Consider the following 14,949-nt stretch of genomic DNA (forward strand, 5'->3'; position numbering starts at 1 on the left):
TGTTGGTTACTCAAAATCGCGTGATGTAGCTGCTCGTGCGTTTTATAGCTGCCGATACACAGTTTGCCAGCGCACATAGAGTCGCCGGTATGTAAGTGGAGGGGGTCATGGCAATTTCTGGTAATCACGAGCATCGGGAAAACAAGGATTTTCGGTTTTATGCCGATCATCGGGCGAGAAAGACATATCTCAACTCTCTAAAGAATGCTTCCATAACGGGTTTCCCTACTCGTTCCTCTGAGGAGATTGCCATACAGCCGGGACGGGATTACAGCACTTGGATTTTAAGTGCTGCGGATTGTGATCTTTTCATGCATTCGCTCCTGAATACACCGAGGTTTGATCCGCGCTCCCGTGCCTCCTTCCATGGACGCAGACGGCGCCACGATTAAGCCTCAGTCTCTCGTTTGTGCGACCAATGGGAAGGCCAAACATCCTACAATGAGCGAAGAGGGATGCTGTCTTCCCTGTGCTCTCAATGAGAAAAATTTCCCGATTTTCTGTCGCCTTTCTGCTTCTTGCTCTAATCCTGGGAGCCTCAGCTCCTCTTCGTGCGGCATCCTCTGCCAAGTCCGATCATCTTGAAGTGCAGCTACTTATTCCCGAGGAGACTCTTGTCCCGGGGCAGCCTTTCCACGCAGGTCTGTACTTCAAACTTGAGCCACAGTGGCATGTTTATTGGGTAAACGCGGGTGACTCCGGAGAGCCTCCCCGTATTCAGTGGCAACTGCCTGCCGGGATTACGGCCGGAGCGATGCAGTATCCATCCCCGAAACGTCTTCCGCTCGGTCCATTGATGGATTACGGCTATGAGGGTGAAGTTCTCTTTCCAATGGTGATGCAAACTGCGCCGGATTTGAAGACGGGTGAAACTCATCTTTCGGCGAAGGTCGATTGGCTGGTCTGTCGTGAGGTTTGTCTGCCGGGGAAGGCGAATCTGGATATTACCCGGAAGGTAGATAGTAATGCAGGAAACAGTGCATCGACTGTGCAGCCAGACAAACAAATTTTTGACCGGCTCCAGAGAACTTTGCCTCAGCAGCTTCCTGCTCAGTCCCAGGCGGTATTTGAGCCGACCGCAGAGGGTTTCAGGCTGGCAATTCTTCCAGGGCATCCGATAACCGGAGCGCAGTTCTTTCCTCTGGATCAGAACGTTTTAGATAATCCGGCGGCTCAAACAGCTGCTCCAGCTGACAAGGGTGTGATCCTCACTCTGAAGAAGGACCCGAATCTGGCAAAGCTTCCCGATCAGATTCATGGGGTGGTGGTTTTGAGCGATGGTCAGAGTTACGAATTTACCGCTCGCCAGGGTGTATTGCCTGCTGCTTCCACGAAAACCGGCAAAGCACTTTCCGGCGGCCCCTGGCTTGCCATTGCTCTGGCCTTTGCCGGAGGAGTGATTCTGAACCTGATGCCGTGCGTCTTTCCCGTGCTCTTTCTAAAGGGCTTAGCCTTAGTCCAATCTTCTGGGGAAGAGCGTGGTCGGATGCGCAAACACGGCGCCGTTTATACGATAGGAATTCTGGTCTCCTTCTGGATTATCGTTGGCGTCCTTCTGATCCTGCGAGCCGGTGGGCAGCAGATCGGCTGGGGCATCCAGTTCCAATCACCTATATTCCTGGCCTTGATGGCCATGTTGTTCTTCTTTTTAGGGTTATCTCTTGCCGGACAATTTGAGATCGGGCTGCTGCTTACCAGCGCAGGCTCCTCTTTGGCACAAAAGCAAGGCTATGCGGGGAGCTTCTTTACCGGGATTCTGGCCACGGTGGTGGCGACTCCTTGTACCGCTCCTTTTATGGGTGCGGCTATTGGTATTGCTCTCTCCCAGACCGTGGTGGTGAGTTTTGCGATCTTTACTGCACTGGCCTTAGGCTTGGCTGCTCCTTATGTGCTGCTAACCTTTCGACCGGAATGGACACGTTTATTACCCAAACCTGGAGCCTGGATGGAGGTGCTGAAGCAAGCAACGGCTATCCCCATCTTTGGCACGGTGATCTGGTTGATATGGCTCTTCGCACAGACTGCAGGGACGAATGCCCTGATTGGATTATTGGCAGCGCTTTTACTGTTGGCGGTAACGGGTTGGGTGCTTGGCCGCTGGCCTGCGAAGTTACCGGCATCTTGTGTGGCTGCAATCATTTTGTTGGCGGCGGTTGGAATCTCGGTCTGGTCCGTAAAGAATCTTGCTTTACGTCCTGCCTCTGCTCAGGCACAGGGAAACGGTCTGCGCTGGGAGCCATGGACTCCCGATGCTGTCGAGAAGTATCGTTCTCAGGGGAAGGCAGTCTTTGTTGATTTCACAGCTGGTTGGTGCCTGAGCTGCCAGGTAAACGAGCGAGTTGTGTTGGATCGTTCGGACGTGCAGTCTCGCTTTGCTCAGTCCGGAGTAGTTCTACTTCGCGCCGACTGGACGCAGCACGACGATGCGATTGCCCAGGCTCTGGCAAAATTGGGGAGGAGTGGCGTTCCCACCTATGCTCTCTATCTTCCCGGGCAGTCCGAACCTCAGGTTCTTCCTGAGGTCTTAACCACAGGCATAGTCTTCGACGCACTTTCGAACGTCAAACCCACCAGGGAAGCTCGCCTAGACCCGTAGGAGGGAACGCGATGCACTGGAGACGTCCAAAGCGAAAGCTTGCTTTTGTTTTAACCGCTCTTTTCCTAACCCTTCCAGCTCTCGCTGTGAGAGTTGGAGATTCCGCCCCAAACTTCACCGGCGTCGATTCCAATGGGACGACGCATCAACTTTCCGAATACAAGGGTAAGTATGTTGTTTTAGAGTGGCACAACCAGGGATGTCCTTTTACCAGGAAGCACTACGCAAGCGGTAACATGCAGGGTCTGCAGAAGGAATGGACATCCAAAGGGGTTGTGTGGCTTACGGTGATTTCCTCTGCTCCTGGACTGCAAGGCTATGTTACAGCGACGGAAGAGAACAGCTATCTGGGAAAGATGCACGCTGTCCCCACAGCTGCTTTGCTGGACTCCGATGGAAAGATAGCCCATCTTTACGACGCTAAAACCACTCCTCATATGTTCGTTATCGATCCTTCAGGAAAGCTGATCTATGAAGGTGCTATTGACGATCACGCAACACCGGACCCCTCTGATATTTCGCAATCCAAGAATTATGTTTCGGAAGCTTTGACAGAAGCCATGCAGGGCAAACCGGTAGCTACCTCCTATACCCGCCCTTATGGTTGCAGTATTAAATATGCGGAGTAAGGTACTTAGAGGTGTCGCAGCAATTGCTATGCTGCGATCCTCACCGCAGAAGTCAGAACGCGCGATGTAAAGAGCAGAGTGGCCTTTCCGTTTAAGGGTGGCCATTTGGCTCTTCCGCGCCGATATTAGATGCCAATGAGTGGTTGGTTTTGCTCTAGATTAGTAAAAACGATACATTTCATAGGCCAATGCTCTATTTCACATAACTTTCCTCGATATGACCAATCGCGCGTTCAAGATCGGCACGGGATTGATTGGCACGGTAGAGAGCGGCAATCTGATCGTCATAAGCGCGACTCAGACTATCCTGGGCCTGGACGACTTCGATGTTATCGTTCACCCCTGCCTGGAATCTGTCTTGAGCCTGCGTGACTTCTTCCTGAGCCAAAGCCAAACCTGCGTTTGCGACCTTAACTTCTTCAAGCGCAGCTTGCAGTTTGACGGTTGCTGTTTTGACTTCGAGTGCGATCTGGTTCTTTAGCTCCTGCTCTTGGCTCTGCAGACGCTTGATCTCAAGGGTCGATGACGCCGCCTCCGCACGAACACGCCCGCCCGTGAATATTGGAACGGATACTGTCATTGCGTACTGATAGACAGGAATCGTGTTGTCCGGGCGATTCCCTTGCTCCTGCCAGCGTCCTTGTATATCGAGATTCGGAATATGTTCAGCCCGACTGCTCGACAACTGACGGCGCGCTGCTTCCAGATGATTCTGTAAAGCCATCATTTCTGGCCGCTGCTTATAAGCCTCTTCGAGAGATGCTTCTTCAGGCAGAGAAAAAGCGCGGCTATTAAATCCTTGTTCGTCTGTGAGGATCAATTGGGTTGTCGGCGGAAGGTTGAGCAGTCGGACCAGTCCAAATAGGGATGTGGCAGATTCTACCCGTGCTACGATCAATGCCTGCTGTTGAACCTTCAGTTTCTGCTGTGCCCGAAGGCTATCAAGACTTGTGCCTACACCAGCCTTTTGCAGATTATCCGCTTGTTCCCAAAGGCGCTTTGCGAGTGCGACCTGAGATTCGGCAGCCTTGACTGTGGTGTTCCTGCGAATGCAAAGCAGGTACTGCGATATCGTCAGTTCAACGATCTGCTCTCGCACACTCTTACTTTCCGCAACGGTTGCTGCATGATTTGCTTCCTGTGCGCGATAACGTTGCAAATTGGCTACATGGAGAATCGGAATATGGAAGTTGGTTTCAGCTGCCAGAACCTGATAAGGCCCTTCATGTTGAGGGAAAAGCCCTCCTGTGGTTCCGAAAGAGCTTTCAACATTCAGCCTGTTTACGCTGTCACTAATTCCGACATTCGCCTGCGGGAGCAAGGTGGAAAGTGCAATACGCTGATTCTCTTTTGCTATGGCCGCCTGATAGACAGCAATCTGCACATTTGGATTTTCCGCAAGCACAAGGCGAACAGCCTGAGGCAGAGTAATTTCTCGTGAGCTGTTTTCTTGTGCAGTCAATTGAATGCCCTGAATGCAATCCGCAAGGAGGAGTAGCATCAGCGTCCATCGCATAATCTGATTTGTTTTCTCGAATTTCATATTTCGTCTTCCACAAAGGAACTTGACGCTATTCAGGTCAGTGACTCTCTGCCGCAACCTCTTCCAAAGAAACCGGCTTTTCCTTCCCAATCAGTAAAGCGATTGGAGCGGCAAGAAAGGAAATCACCGCGATGATCCAGAAAGCGTCGATATAAGACAGCATCAACGCTTGTTGTTCGAGCGCTTTCCCTAAAAGCGCCACTGACGAAGTAACAGAATCGGCCCAACTCCGGCCATGATGAAACAGAAGGTATGCGTTCTGTTCTAACGCGGCTCGGTAGCTTGGCTCTCCAGGTGTGAGGTGGCTAACGAGAATGTTTTGGTGAAACTGGCTTCTCCGGGCCAGAAGCGTTGCCGCAACCGAGATACCACAGCTAGCGCCAAAGTTTCGGGCTAAGCTCAACAAACCGCTTCCGCTCGTTGCTTTCTCTCTGGACAAGAAGCCAAAGGCAATCACATTGATGGGAACGAGAAGTCCTGCCAGGCCGATAATCTCAACAATACGAGAACCCAATATCTTCCAGTAGGGCTGGTCCAGGCTCCATCCCACCAGCAAGAGGCAGGCAATCCCATGAATGAGGAATCCGATCATCGTTAAGTAGCGCGGTGTGATACGTTTTATCAGCCACGGCATCAGAGGCATCATGAAGACAAAGACCACCGAGGCAGGCGAGAGCGCCAACCCAGCCCACGTGGCAGTCCAGCCAAGCATCTGTTGGCAGAACAGTGGTTGCATATAGGTGATTGCGTAGAAAATAAATCCCATCAGCAATGTCGCTAACACGCACAGTGTGAAGTTGATGTTCTTTAAGAGCCGAAGGTCCACGACGGGATGTGGATGCTTGAGTTCCCACCAGACGAAGCCAATCAGGGCTATGACACCCAACACAACAAAAGTAGTAATGAAGTTTGAGCCAAACCAGTCATCAATCTGCCCGCGGTCTAAAACGACCTGGAGGCAACCGAGGGAAATCGCAAGCAGAGACAGCCCAAGATAATCGAACTTCTTCTCCCGCAGCGTAAAACGCTTGTGATGCGGTGGATCATGCACCAAATGAGCATTCAGAAAGAAGGCCAGTATCCCGATTGGAATATTGATTAAAAACACCCAGCGCCAACTGTAATTGTCAGTAAGTAGTCCTCCGGTTATTGGTCCAAGCGCAGGTGCCAGAACGGCGGTTATAGAAAAGACAGCCTGTGCCGTACTACGCTTCTCCGGGGGGAAAGCGTCCATTAGAATCGCCTGCGAAACCGGTTGCAAACCTCCTCCTCCGATTCCTTGCAGTACACGGAAGAACACAAGAAAACCCAGTGTTGGAGCGAATCCACAGAGGGCAGAGGTGATGGTGAAGATCACCACACTGATAAGGTAGTAGTTCTTTCTTCCAAGTAGTCCAGATAAGTAACCACTGAGAGGAAGAACGACAACATTGCCAACGAGGTAGGAGGTGAGAACGTAGGTAGCCTCATCAGAACTCGAAGACAGTCCACCGGCAATATGCTCGACGGCGACATTCACAATCGTCGTATCCAGCAGTTCCATAAACGCGGCAAGCGGAACGGTTGCTGCTAAAATCCACGGATTTACGCTCTGATGAGGCGAGGTTTGAGCTATGGCGTTCGATGTCATCTGATTCTGCTTGTCCCTTCTTTTTGCTCTCACTCAATGCGTATGGATTGTGACTTCAACACTGTTTCCAACACTAAGAGCGCCGGAGTGGATCGCATCCGCGTCAAGCAGAATCCTTACGGGGACTCGCTGCACCACCTTGACGTAATTTCCTGTCGCGTTCTCCGGAGGAAGCAGAGATGAGCGTGCTCCCGTGGCGCCTGCTATCGAATCCACTGACCCTGTAAATGTCTTCCCTAACTGGTCTACGGTTATGTCTGCTCGGTCTCCTGGCTTGACATGGCGCAACTGTGTTTCTTTGAAGTTCGCCGTAACCCAGATGTCTTGTGTCGGAACGAGCGTTAGCAGCGTTTGTCCCGTTGTTACATAAGCTCCAGATTCCACCGTGCGGCGTGTAACCTTTCCTTCTCGCGGTGCGCGAATCTCCGTGTAGGATAGTTGCAGGTTTGCCGCATCCAGCTTGGCGCGCGCGGCGTCGACTCCGGCGCGCATGGCATCGGCATCATCGGCGCGCACTTTTACCTGCTGTTGCTCAGCATGTGCTCGCGATAGTTCTGCTTTTGCTTTCTGCAGTTTTGCTTCTGCAGCATGAACTGCGGCCTCATCCGCTTGTGCTACCTTTTGCTGCGAAAGCAGGGATTCTTGTGCGGCATCCAGTTGGCTCTTGGCGCTGCGCTCCGTAGCAACGTAGTGGTCATATTGAATGCTTGAGATTTCACCCTTTTCAATGAGGCTCTGCATTCTCCGCAGATCGGAATGAGCGCGAACATAGTTGGCCTTGCGATCTTCAATATCTGCTCGTATATGTTCCAAGTCCGCATGTCGCGCTTTTTCTGCTGTCGCTTTGGCGCGGACAAGTTCCGCTTCGGCATTCGCTATCGCAGCCTCTGCGGACGAGACGCTGCTAGAGGTCACATTAGCAGTTAGTCCAACATTGCTTCCTGCAGCACGGGCCTGAGCTTCAAGTGTGTCAAGGGCTGCTGCCGCCTGCTTTACTTGCACCTTTTCATCACGAGGGTCAATCAATGCGATGAGCTGCCCCTGGGCGAGTACCTGATTGTCATTGACTAGTAATTTCTCAATGTAACCGGAAATTTTGGGAGCTATCGGCACCAGACGTCCATCCACTTGAGCATCATCGGTCGAGACTTCTCCGCGTGTAGCGAAAAGGTAAAGGCATATCAATAGGGCAGCGCTCACAAGTAAACCAACAATCAAAATTCGCCGGCGGGCAGAGTGACCGCGCAATCTTCTATCTGACTGAACCGATGCAGAAGTATCTATCATGAATACGTCCTTGCTTTGAAGACAGGGAATACGTCTCCTTCCTTCAAACTAGTGAGTATCGAATGTTTGATAAAGGCATCGACATGAAATGTATACTTGCACCAAATGAAACAATTCGACGCCAACCTTCTGCTGACGCTGGATGCTCTTTTACAGGATGAGAGTGTCACTATGGCTGCAGAGCGCATGGGCATCAGCGTTCCAGCAATGAGCCATGCCTTGCTTCGTCTTCGTAAATTGATGCACGATCCTCTTCTTGTCAGAGCTGGTAGAGGCTTGGTTCCGACGCCGAAAGCGCTCGATATGAGGGCACGGGTTCACACTCTGGCACAAGAAGCTCGCGCGCTTGTGTATGGCAATCCGGTTCCCTTACAGGACATAAAACGGACGTTCACCATCACGACGGAAGAAGCCCTCATTGGCACTTTTGCGGCGTCGCTGACAAAGTTGATTCACGAAAGCGCGCCCGGCATCACATTGCGTTTCTTGTCTGAGAGGCCACATGACATAGGCCCTCTCCGGGAAGGAACGGTTGACCTCACGATTGTTGGGAATATCAAATTACGCGGACCGGAAGTGAAGGTGCAACGTCTAGTGGCGGAATCGTTTGCAGGGGTAGTTCGTCCCGGTCATGCGCTGACAAAGGGCAAGATCACCGCCAGACGGTACGCGGAGTATGAACACATTGTCGCTTCCCGTAGGGGAGTCCAGTGGGGGCCAATAGATGAAGCACTCAAGGAGGTGGGCATGAAGAGGCATATATCCGTGATCGTTCCTACTTTTTATAGCGCTCTGCTCGCCGCAGCAAGTTCTGATATGGTTGCCAGCGTTCCGAAACACCACACGCGAACAGCAATCGAGTCCTTGGGCTTGTATATGTTTTCGATTCCGCTTTCGCTCAAACCCGGGTCGATTTCTCAGGCATGGCACCCTCGTTTCGATGCCGACCCCTTACATCGCTTCGTTCGGGAGTGCGTGCGGTCGGAGTGTAAACGGCTATGGCCTGAATCTGAGGTCCGTTCTAGTGCAAAGTTCTCTAAATGATTGCTTGAGCTTAATAGATCCAATCGCACTTGGAATCTAACTTAGGACGTGACTTGGGCCGCCATAGTCTGATCTGGTGTAGTCCGCCGTTAGTCTCATTATTTAAGTGGTGCGGCACAAGTACGGGTGACCTTTTCCGAGATGTCATTGGGCAGTGGCGATGGAATTACTTTCGTGAATAGAGGATAGTGTTGGGGATGCCAGGAAAGATTGGGGCTAAGGAGTTTGTACAGGTCTCTAGTTGAGAAAACCTGTACATGTCCATATTTGAAGAAAGCACAATCGTGTTGAAATTGCCCTAGAGCAAAACCAGCGTAGGTGTATCCCGAAGCACAACTCCCTACGCAGGTTTTCCGCCGAGAAAACCTGCACATCGCCGAATTGGGATGGGACATAGTAACGCTGGTTTTGCTCTAAATGGTCTCTGCCGGTGTTTCGGTAATCCGAAGCTCAACCTCTGCTGTTCCCAGATAGGGGTGTTTGGCACGCAGTCGTACTGTTCCGGCCTGTTCTTTCGCACGTATCCACACTGCCATCGTGCCGCCAACCAGGGAACAGGGATTTTCACCGATCAACTCTGCTGGGCCTTCCAACTCCAGGCTGATTGCCTCGGCTGCAACGACCTGCGGAGCTCCGCCGTAAGCATCGACGACCTTCATAACTACGCGAGTCGTATCGGCACCGTCGGCAATCAGCTCTTCATCATCGGCGGCCATCAGGAATTTGCCATAGACACCGCTGCCTGCGTAGGTCTTGGTAATTGCCAACTTGCCATTAATATAACCTTCGATGCGCAGATCTCCCCAGTCGCGAGTACTCGGTTGAGCGTCGACATCCAGCATGAATGGCGCGTAGCGGAGATGTGGGAATTGCTTGCGGTCGGGATCGGCCTCGGCGGCTAGTTCGAAGCCGTGCCCCTTGTCGATATAGAACTTCAGGTGATCGCAGTTTGAACAGACCATCGCGATGGTGAAGCCGGTGGGCTCGTCATTGCGTGCCCAGTGGAAAGCCGGTTCTAGAATAACCTCTTCCTCAGGATCGCATTGTGATTTGTAAAAACCTGCTGCAGGCTTAGGTTCACGGAAGATATCGGCAACACCGTGATAACAGATGCGGTCTCCTGAACCAAAGTTACTGTGAGTGTTGTAGTCAAAGGCACACCATCCAATACCACCTGCATATTGCGGATTGGAGGCCAGCTGGTCGTGAATTCTGGCATGTCTCAGCGTGTGTTCCCGCACATGGTCGGAGGTGTCGATTGTCTTGCACGGATAAGTATGCCCGACGAATTCCGTATTCAGATAGCGGGGATGGTTGGGTTCCTTTAGCGGGAAACCGAAATCGTTCATCGTGAAGACGTCTTCCAGAAATTCCGATCCCTGGAAGTTTCGGATACCACCTGTCTGGCGGCTGGGATCGAGCTGATGAGCCAAGGCATTGGTTCGGACGTAGAAATCATGGTTATCCCGCGATTCGTTGATACGCACGCCCCAAAGAATGACGGATGGATGATTCCAGTCACGACGGATCATTCGCGAGACGTTATCGACGGAGATATCCTGCCAGTTCTTGTCTCCGATATGTTGCCATCCGGGAATCTCTTCCAGGACTAATAATCCGATCTCGTCGCAGCGATCGAGGAAGTGCCGGGATTGGGGGTAATGCGAAGTACGGACAATATTGCATTTGAACTGCTTGCGTAGAATGTCGGCATCTTTGCGTTGTACCCGGCCGGGCATTGCTTGGCCGACAAAGGGAAAGGTCTGATGCCGATCCAGCCCGCGCAGCTTGACGATCTTGCCGTTAATCGAGAAACCGTGGTCGGTAAAGATCGCTTCGCGGAAGCCGATTCTGCACATATTCCGATCGGTGGGATGGCCCTCTTCTAGAAGGGTGACTTGGACGTTGTAGAGCTTCGGATTCTTGAGATCCCAGAGCTGGATGTCGCCCAGGTTTGTCATTGTGAAGGTTACAGAGGCACTCTTTTGCTGCAGAAGGTTTTTCTCGACACGCTGTACAGCTTTGGCCAGGACCTTTTCTCCATCCATGAGCTCGGCCTGGAGAGACAAGTTTTTGGGTACCGTAGTGGTGTCGCGGTCAAGATAGCAGGTGATCTCAAGATGAGGATTGGAAAGCACATCCTTAGGAATAGCCTTGAAATTCTCGATATAAGTGTGGGGGACAACCCGGATAGAGATTTCGCGGTAGATTCCTCCAAAGGTCAGATAGTCTACTTCGTTTCCAAACGGAGGAATATCGGGACGCTCAGAGGAATCGACATCGACGGCCAGCAGGTTTTCTCCGCTGGGGTCGAGATGTTGGGTCAGTTCAAAGGAGAAAGGAGTATATCCGCCTTTGTATTCGCCCAGCCTGGTTCCGTTCAGCCACACCGTTGAGGCGGTCATGACGCCTTCAAAATCGACGAAGACACGGCGACCGTTCAGGTCTTTGGGTAGTTTGAGCGGACGACGGTAGAGAGAGACTCCTTCGTAGCTCTTCTCTGTAAAGAAGTGCCAGGGGAGCTTTACCGTGGTATGCGGAACCACGACCCGTTCGAACTGTGAATCGTCAAACGATTTGGAGTGGCCCTCCGCTGCAATGGTCCGACTGAAGCGCCAGCCCCGGTTGATGGAAAATACCTGGCGGCCGGGTGCTTCTGCCGGTGAGTCAAAGTTTGTTGCGATAGCGGCACTTGCGGAAGAAAATGAGGTTCCGACAACCATTGCGCTAGTCCCCTTGATGAAATCTCGACGATCCATACCTATTTGTCCGTTTTCTCCTGAACTCGGTTTTGAAACAGAAATTCGGCCCAGGTTCAATCTCCCTTTGAACCCTAGAGGGCCTTTTTGACCTTGTCAATTAGACTAAAGACTGACCGACACCAATCAGGCGAATTTGGTCTGCGGAGAGGATGAGCTCCTGGCGCCGGTTTTTTGTCAGGGGGACAGTCGAAACGAATATGGCGTTGAACTACAAAGTAATTTCGCAAAGCGCGGAGGAGATGCGGGATCTTCAGAACTCTCCCGCAATAAGCATGGGTCCGTACCTGGCGGAGACTGACCGCACGAATCTGGTCAGTGTAATCAGTGTTTATAGTCGTCGTGGGGTTAGCCGCGAACAGATGCGGTTTCTGTATATGAATGATGAGGCCCTGAAGATTTGGAACGAGATGGAAAAGCCGGTGAAGATTATTGGCGAATTCCATCGCCCACCGAAGGACTCCGATCTGACCTTTGGCGTTCCTTACACGGAATGATGCTTCTTTTGCCAGTAACTATAAGGCAAAGTTGAAATGAAAATGCCCTAGGAGTTCCTAGGGCATTGTGAAGTGAATAGTGGTTTGTTCTCGATATGGAAACCCTACCGTCCCTTGGGGGCAAAGCCGAAGGTTACCGAAAGGGTAACGCTCCTCCCTGGCAGCAAGCCGAGGACATCGGTGGATGAGGGCTGAAACTTCGATAAGGCCGAGTTGGCCATGTTCACGTTGGTGATGTTGTGCTGATCGAATAGATTATTGAAGCTCAAACGGATCTTTGTCTGGTCGAAATGCGATCCGTTTCTCACCGTGTAATTGAAGAACATGTTGGTTACGTTGAAGGGATCGATGGGAATCACCTGATTAAAGTTTCCATTGTCATTCCACATCGGACCAACCCGTTTATTGAAGATCCCGAAATCCAGATACTTTTGCTGATACGTCAGGCCTAGTGCTTCGGTGTTGGATGGAGCGTTGGCAACCCACTGTCCCTTATTGGCGAATCCATCCGAAACGTATTTGGCTGTGCCAACGGTACCATTGGCATAGAAGCTGAGTCCCTGAATCAGGTAGAGATTGGCTTCTCCTTCAAAGCCTTTGGTGACTGAAGCTCCGGAGGAGATATAGCAGATCCCGCAATTAGGATCGCTGGAGGTGGAATAGGAGTTTTCAAAATGGGTGTAGTAGTAGTCGGTGTTGAGTGTCAGTTTCTTGAGCTTGACTACGCTGCCGCCCTGATAGCTTCTGGCATAGGTCGGTTTGGGCAGGAACTTGGAATTGACATTGCCTCCGGTAACATCGAACACACTGCTAGGTGGAATTACGCTGCCCGTGGCGAATTGTCCATACACGGACCAATTGCTCAATAGACGATAATTCGCGTCGACCGAGGGTAGGTAAGAATTGTAGCCTGCTGCGTGTTCAACAGCAGCCTTACCGCCCAGGTTACCAACTGTTTTGCCATTATCGGCATATTGCTTCAAATTCATGTCGTAGTGGGCGTATTTGAGACCACCTGTGAGAGTTATCTTCCCTGTGGCGTGATATTCGTATTCGGCAAAGGGTTGATAGGAATTGGTATAGAAGCGTTCGTGGAAATTTGGCAGAGCGTCATCCTGCTTCGTGAGCGGGTTAGAGGGGATCTGATAGCGGTTCGTCGTAGCCCATTCATACCAGAAGCCTGTGCGGAAGACTCCATACCGGGAGGCCTGGTTGAGAGTTGTGATCTCTCCGTATTTGCGATAGCTGTTGAGCTTATCGATGGCGCAGGGCAGGGAGGTGATTCCCTTCTTTGTTACCGGGGTAGCGCAGCTTGCATCGATGAGTCCCGACTTATTCGACGGAGGCGTATTCGCATAATATTGCGCGTTGTTGTAGCTGTAGGTATAGGGCTTACTATCCAGGAACCAGCCTTTCCCTAATTCGCTTTTGACTCCGACGTACTCAAAGTCGGTAGGCACGTGGTAATAATTGTATCGATAATAGTTACCTTGCTTAGGATCTGTATTCTGTAGCAGGTAATTGTCTCCGTACTGTGCTACCTGGGCACGAGTCGGTCCCTTCACGTTTGGTGTGTTGGTGTCGAGCATGAGGACTCCGCTGAAGCCTGTCAGCGTCGTCTTGTCGGAGAGTTTTAGCTGATATTTCAACGATCCGGCATTGCGTTCCTGAAAATTGAAGGTTTGATAGCCATCGGAGGTCAACTTGTGAAAGTCGATCTGTAGGTTGCTCTTCTTTGTGACTCCACCCATGCTCCCCGAATCAAAACCGAAGTCCATCAGCTGTGTATTGAACGAGCCGTAGGAGAAGCCTCCTCGGAGATTCTGTTCCGTCGGCATGTCGCGCGAGAGCAGATTAATCGAGCCGCCGAAGGGAGTTGGCCCGATGGTTGAAGCGGAACCTGGGCCACGGTCAAAGTCGATGCCGCCGATCCACTGAGATGGGAAGAATGCCCACGAGTGATGCGTCGGAGTATTGGTATCGTTAAAAGGGATGCCGTCGAAAGTAATATCGTAGAGTCCGTCGCTGAAACCACGGAAGTACATCTTGCTGTCACCAAGTCCGACTCCGTTGGAGTTGATGCTGAACGTTCCAGGTGCCATCTGGGTGAGTTCGCTATAGTCCGATACCGGCGATGTGAAGTTCTGGATAAAGATCGAATTGATTTCAGTACGTGCAGAGCGCGCTTCCAGCAGCCCATCCATGGGCGCGTATTGGGCGGCAATCGATCCGGAGTTATATGCCTCCACAATGACCTGTTCGCTTGATCCTTCAATCTTCAGGGTAACGGGTAAATTTTGGGTTTGACCTGCATCGATCTGCACGCCCTTGCGGCTGGTTGCCGCGAAGCCAACGGCCGCGATCTCAACGTTGTATTTGCCAGCGGACAGGCCTGTTGCTGAGAAATGTCCTTGAGTGTCGGTAGTCAACTTCTGACTGTTTGCGGTCGAATCGTTTTTTACAACGACAGTAGCGTTTGCAATTGCTTTTCCCCCAATATCGAGAACCGTTCCGGCAAGAGATCCTTGGGTATCTTGCTGTGCGGGCAGACTAACAGAGCCTGCGGCAAGGAAAAGGACCGTTATGCAAACGGTCAGCACACGGGGCCAGCGGCTCAAGAAACTTCGCATCAATAGATCCTCCAAAAAAGCTGAGCACTATTTCGTCAGTGGGAGAAAAATAGCTGCCGATTGTGAAACGGAGGTTACATGGTTGTGAATGCAGCTTTTCATCGGATCGTTTCCTTTGGCTGTTTCCGAATGGAATCACGGCGAGATACAACGAATGACCTGATTTTACTGGGGATTCATCAACCTTCCCCATGTGGATCTGTTGGATGAACTTATAGTCATAAAGTCCGAACTTGCCAGAATCCGGCATTGGGTAGTTACATTTTCTTGTGGTCGTTCAGCTTTTCTTCAGACGCGTTTCAGATTTTTTTAAGATGCCTGGCATAGAGGCTGT

10 protein-coding genes are annotated in these 14,949 nt (G+C 51.5%); 5 read left to right on the plus strand and 5 right to left on the minus strand.

Features of this window, described 5'->3' with window-relative positions:
• The first annotated feature begins 107 nt into the window (after positions 1–107).
• The 3 genes from AC6I7T_RS25585 (at position 108) to AC6I7T_RS25595 (ending at position 3,225) form a co-directional block, all read left to right on the plus strand.
• Positions 108–392 carry a hypothetical protein gene (locus AC6I7T_RS25585; RefSeq protein ID WP_497790603.1) on the plus strand — a complete coding sequence of 95 codons (285 nt, stop codon included), beginning with the start codon at positions 108–110 and terminating at the stop codon, positions 390–392.
• Between the two features lie 86 nt (positions 393–478).
• Positions 479–2,596, plus strand: a complete 2,118-nt coding sequence (locus AC6I7T_RS25590; protein ID WP_497790604.1) for a protein-disulfide reductase DsbD family protein — start codon at positions 479–481, stop codon at positions 2,594–2,596.
• Positions 2,597–2,607: 11 nt separating this feature from the next.
• Complete coding sequence (locus AC6I7T_RS25595; RefSeq protein ID WP_497790605.1) at positions 2,608–3,225, plus strand: redoxin domain-containing protein; 618 nt, start codon at positions 2,608–2,610, stop codon at positions 3,223–3,225.
• A 193-nt stretch (positions 3,226–3,418) separates the two neighbouring features.
• Here AC6I7T_RS25595 and AC6I7T_RS25600 read toward each other — a convergent pair whose 3' ends face one another.
• Genes AC6I7T_RS25600 through AC6I7T_RS25610 form a run of 3 tightly spaced genes read right to left on the minus strand, consistent with a single transcriptional unit; the run spans position 3,419 to position 7,685 of the window.
• Positions 3,419–4,768: a TolC family protein gene (locus AC6I7T_RS25600; RefSeq protein ID WP_497790606.1), complete on the minus strand. Its 1,350-nt coding sequence runs from the start codon at positions 4,766–4,768 to the stop codon at positions 3,419–3,421.
• Positions 4,769–4,805: 37 nt separating this feature from the next.
• On the minus strand, positions 4,806–6,398 hold the full coding sequence (locus AC6I7T_RS25605; protein ID WP_497790607.1) for a DHA2 family efflux MFS transporter permease subunit: 1,593 nt from the start codon (positions 6,396–6,398) through the stop codon (positions 4,806–4,808).
• Positions 6,399–6,431: 33 nt separating this feature from the next.
• Positions 6,432–7,685 (minus strand): HlyD family secretion protein, encoded by a 1,254-nt coding sequence (locus AC6I7T_RS25610; RefSeq protein WP_497790608.1) that lies wholly within the window; start codon positions 7,683–7,685, stop codon positions 6,432–6,434.
• A 105-nt stretch (positions 7,686–7,790) separates the two neighbouring features.
• Between AC6I7T_RS25610 and AC6I7T_RS25615 the strand changes: the two genes are divergently transcribed.
• Positions 7,791–8,729, plus strand: coding sequence for a LysR family transcriptional regulator (locus AC6I7T_RS25615; protein ID WP_497790609.1), 939 nt, complete (start codon positions 7,791–7,793; stop codon positions 8,727–8,729).
• A 413-nt stretch (positions 8,730–9,142) separates the two neighbouring features.
• Here the strand turns inward: AC6I7T_RS25615 and AC6I7T_RS25620 are convergent, their stop codons facing one another.
• Complete coding sequence (locus AC6I7T_RS25620; RefSeq protein WP_497790610.1) at positions 9,143–11,488, minus strand: glycoside hydrolase family 2 protein; 2,346 nt, start codon at positions 11,486–11,488, stop codon at positions 9,143–9,145.
• 152 nt (positions 11,489–11,640) lie between these two features.
• Here AC6I7T_RS25620 and AC6I7T_RS25625 point away from each other — a divergent pair, with 152 nt between their 5' ends.
• On the plus strand, positions 11,641–11,985 hold the full coding sequence (locus tag AC6I7T_RS25625) for a hypothetical protein (RefSeq protein WP_497790611.1): 345 nt from the start codon (positions 11,641–11,643) through the stop codon (positions 11,983–11,985).
• Positions 11,986–12,089: 104 nt separating this feature from the next.
• Here AC6I7T_RS25625 and AC6I7T_RS25630 read toward each other — a convergent pair whose 3' ends face one another.
• Positions 12,090–14,615, minus strand: a complete 2,526-nt coding sequence (locus AC6I7T_RS25630) for a TonB-dependent receptor (protein ID WP_497790612.1) — start codon at positions 14,613–14,615, stop codon at positions 12,090–12,092.
• Between the last annotated feature and the right edge of the window lie 334 nt (positions 14,616–14,949).

This window comes from Humiphilus diazotrophicus (assembly GCF_059726315.1).

What these genes read in the sequence shown, in the direction of transcription:
- AC6I7T_RS25585 (WP_497790603.1), top strand. Translation starts at nt 108, where the DNA reads ATGGCAATTTCTGGTAATCACGAGCATCGGGAAAACAAGGATTTTCGG.
- AC6I7T_RS25590 (WP_497790604.1), top strand. Translation starts at nt 479, where the DNA reads ATGAGAAAAATTTCCCGATTTTCTGTCGCCTTTCTGCTTCTTGCTCTA.
- AC6I7T_RS25595 (WP_497790605.1), top strand. Translation starts at nt 2,608, where the DNA reads ATGCACTGGAGACGTCCAAAGCGAAAGCTTGCTTTTGTTTTAACCGCT.
- AC6I7T_RS25600 (WP_497790606.1), bottom strand. Translation starts at nt 4,768, where the DNA reads ATGAAATTCGAGAAAACAAATCAGATTATGCGATGGACGCTGATGCTA.
- AC6I7T_RS25605 (WP_497790607.1), bottom strand. Translation starts at nt 6,398, where the DNA reads ATGACATCGAACGCCATAGCTCAAACCTCGCCTCATCAGAGCGTAAAT.
- AC6I7T_RS25610 (WP_497790608.1), bottom strand. Translation starts at nt 7,685, where the DNA reads ATGATAGATACTTCTGCATCGGTTCAGTCAGATAGAAGATTGCGCGGT.
- AC6I7T_RS25615 (WP_497790609.1), top strand. Translation starts at nt 7,791, where the DNA reads ATGAAACAATTCGACGCCAACCTTCTGCTGACGCTGGATGCTCTTTTA.
- AC6I7T_RS25620 (WP_497790610.1), bottom strand. Translation starts at nt 11,488, where the DNA reads ATGGATCGTCGAGATTTCATCAAGGGGACTAGCGCAATGGTTGTCGGA.
- AC6I7T_RS25625 (WP_497790611.1), top strand. Translation starts at nt 11,641, where the DNA reads ATGAGCTCCTGGCGCCGGTTTTTTGTCAGGGGGACAGTCGAAACGAAT.
- AC6I7T_RS25630 (WP_497790612.1), bottom strand. Translation starts at nt 14,615, where the DNA reads ATGCGAAGTTTCTTGAGCCGCTGGCCCCGTGTGCTGACCGTTTGCATA.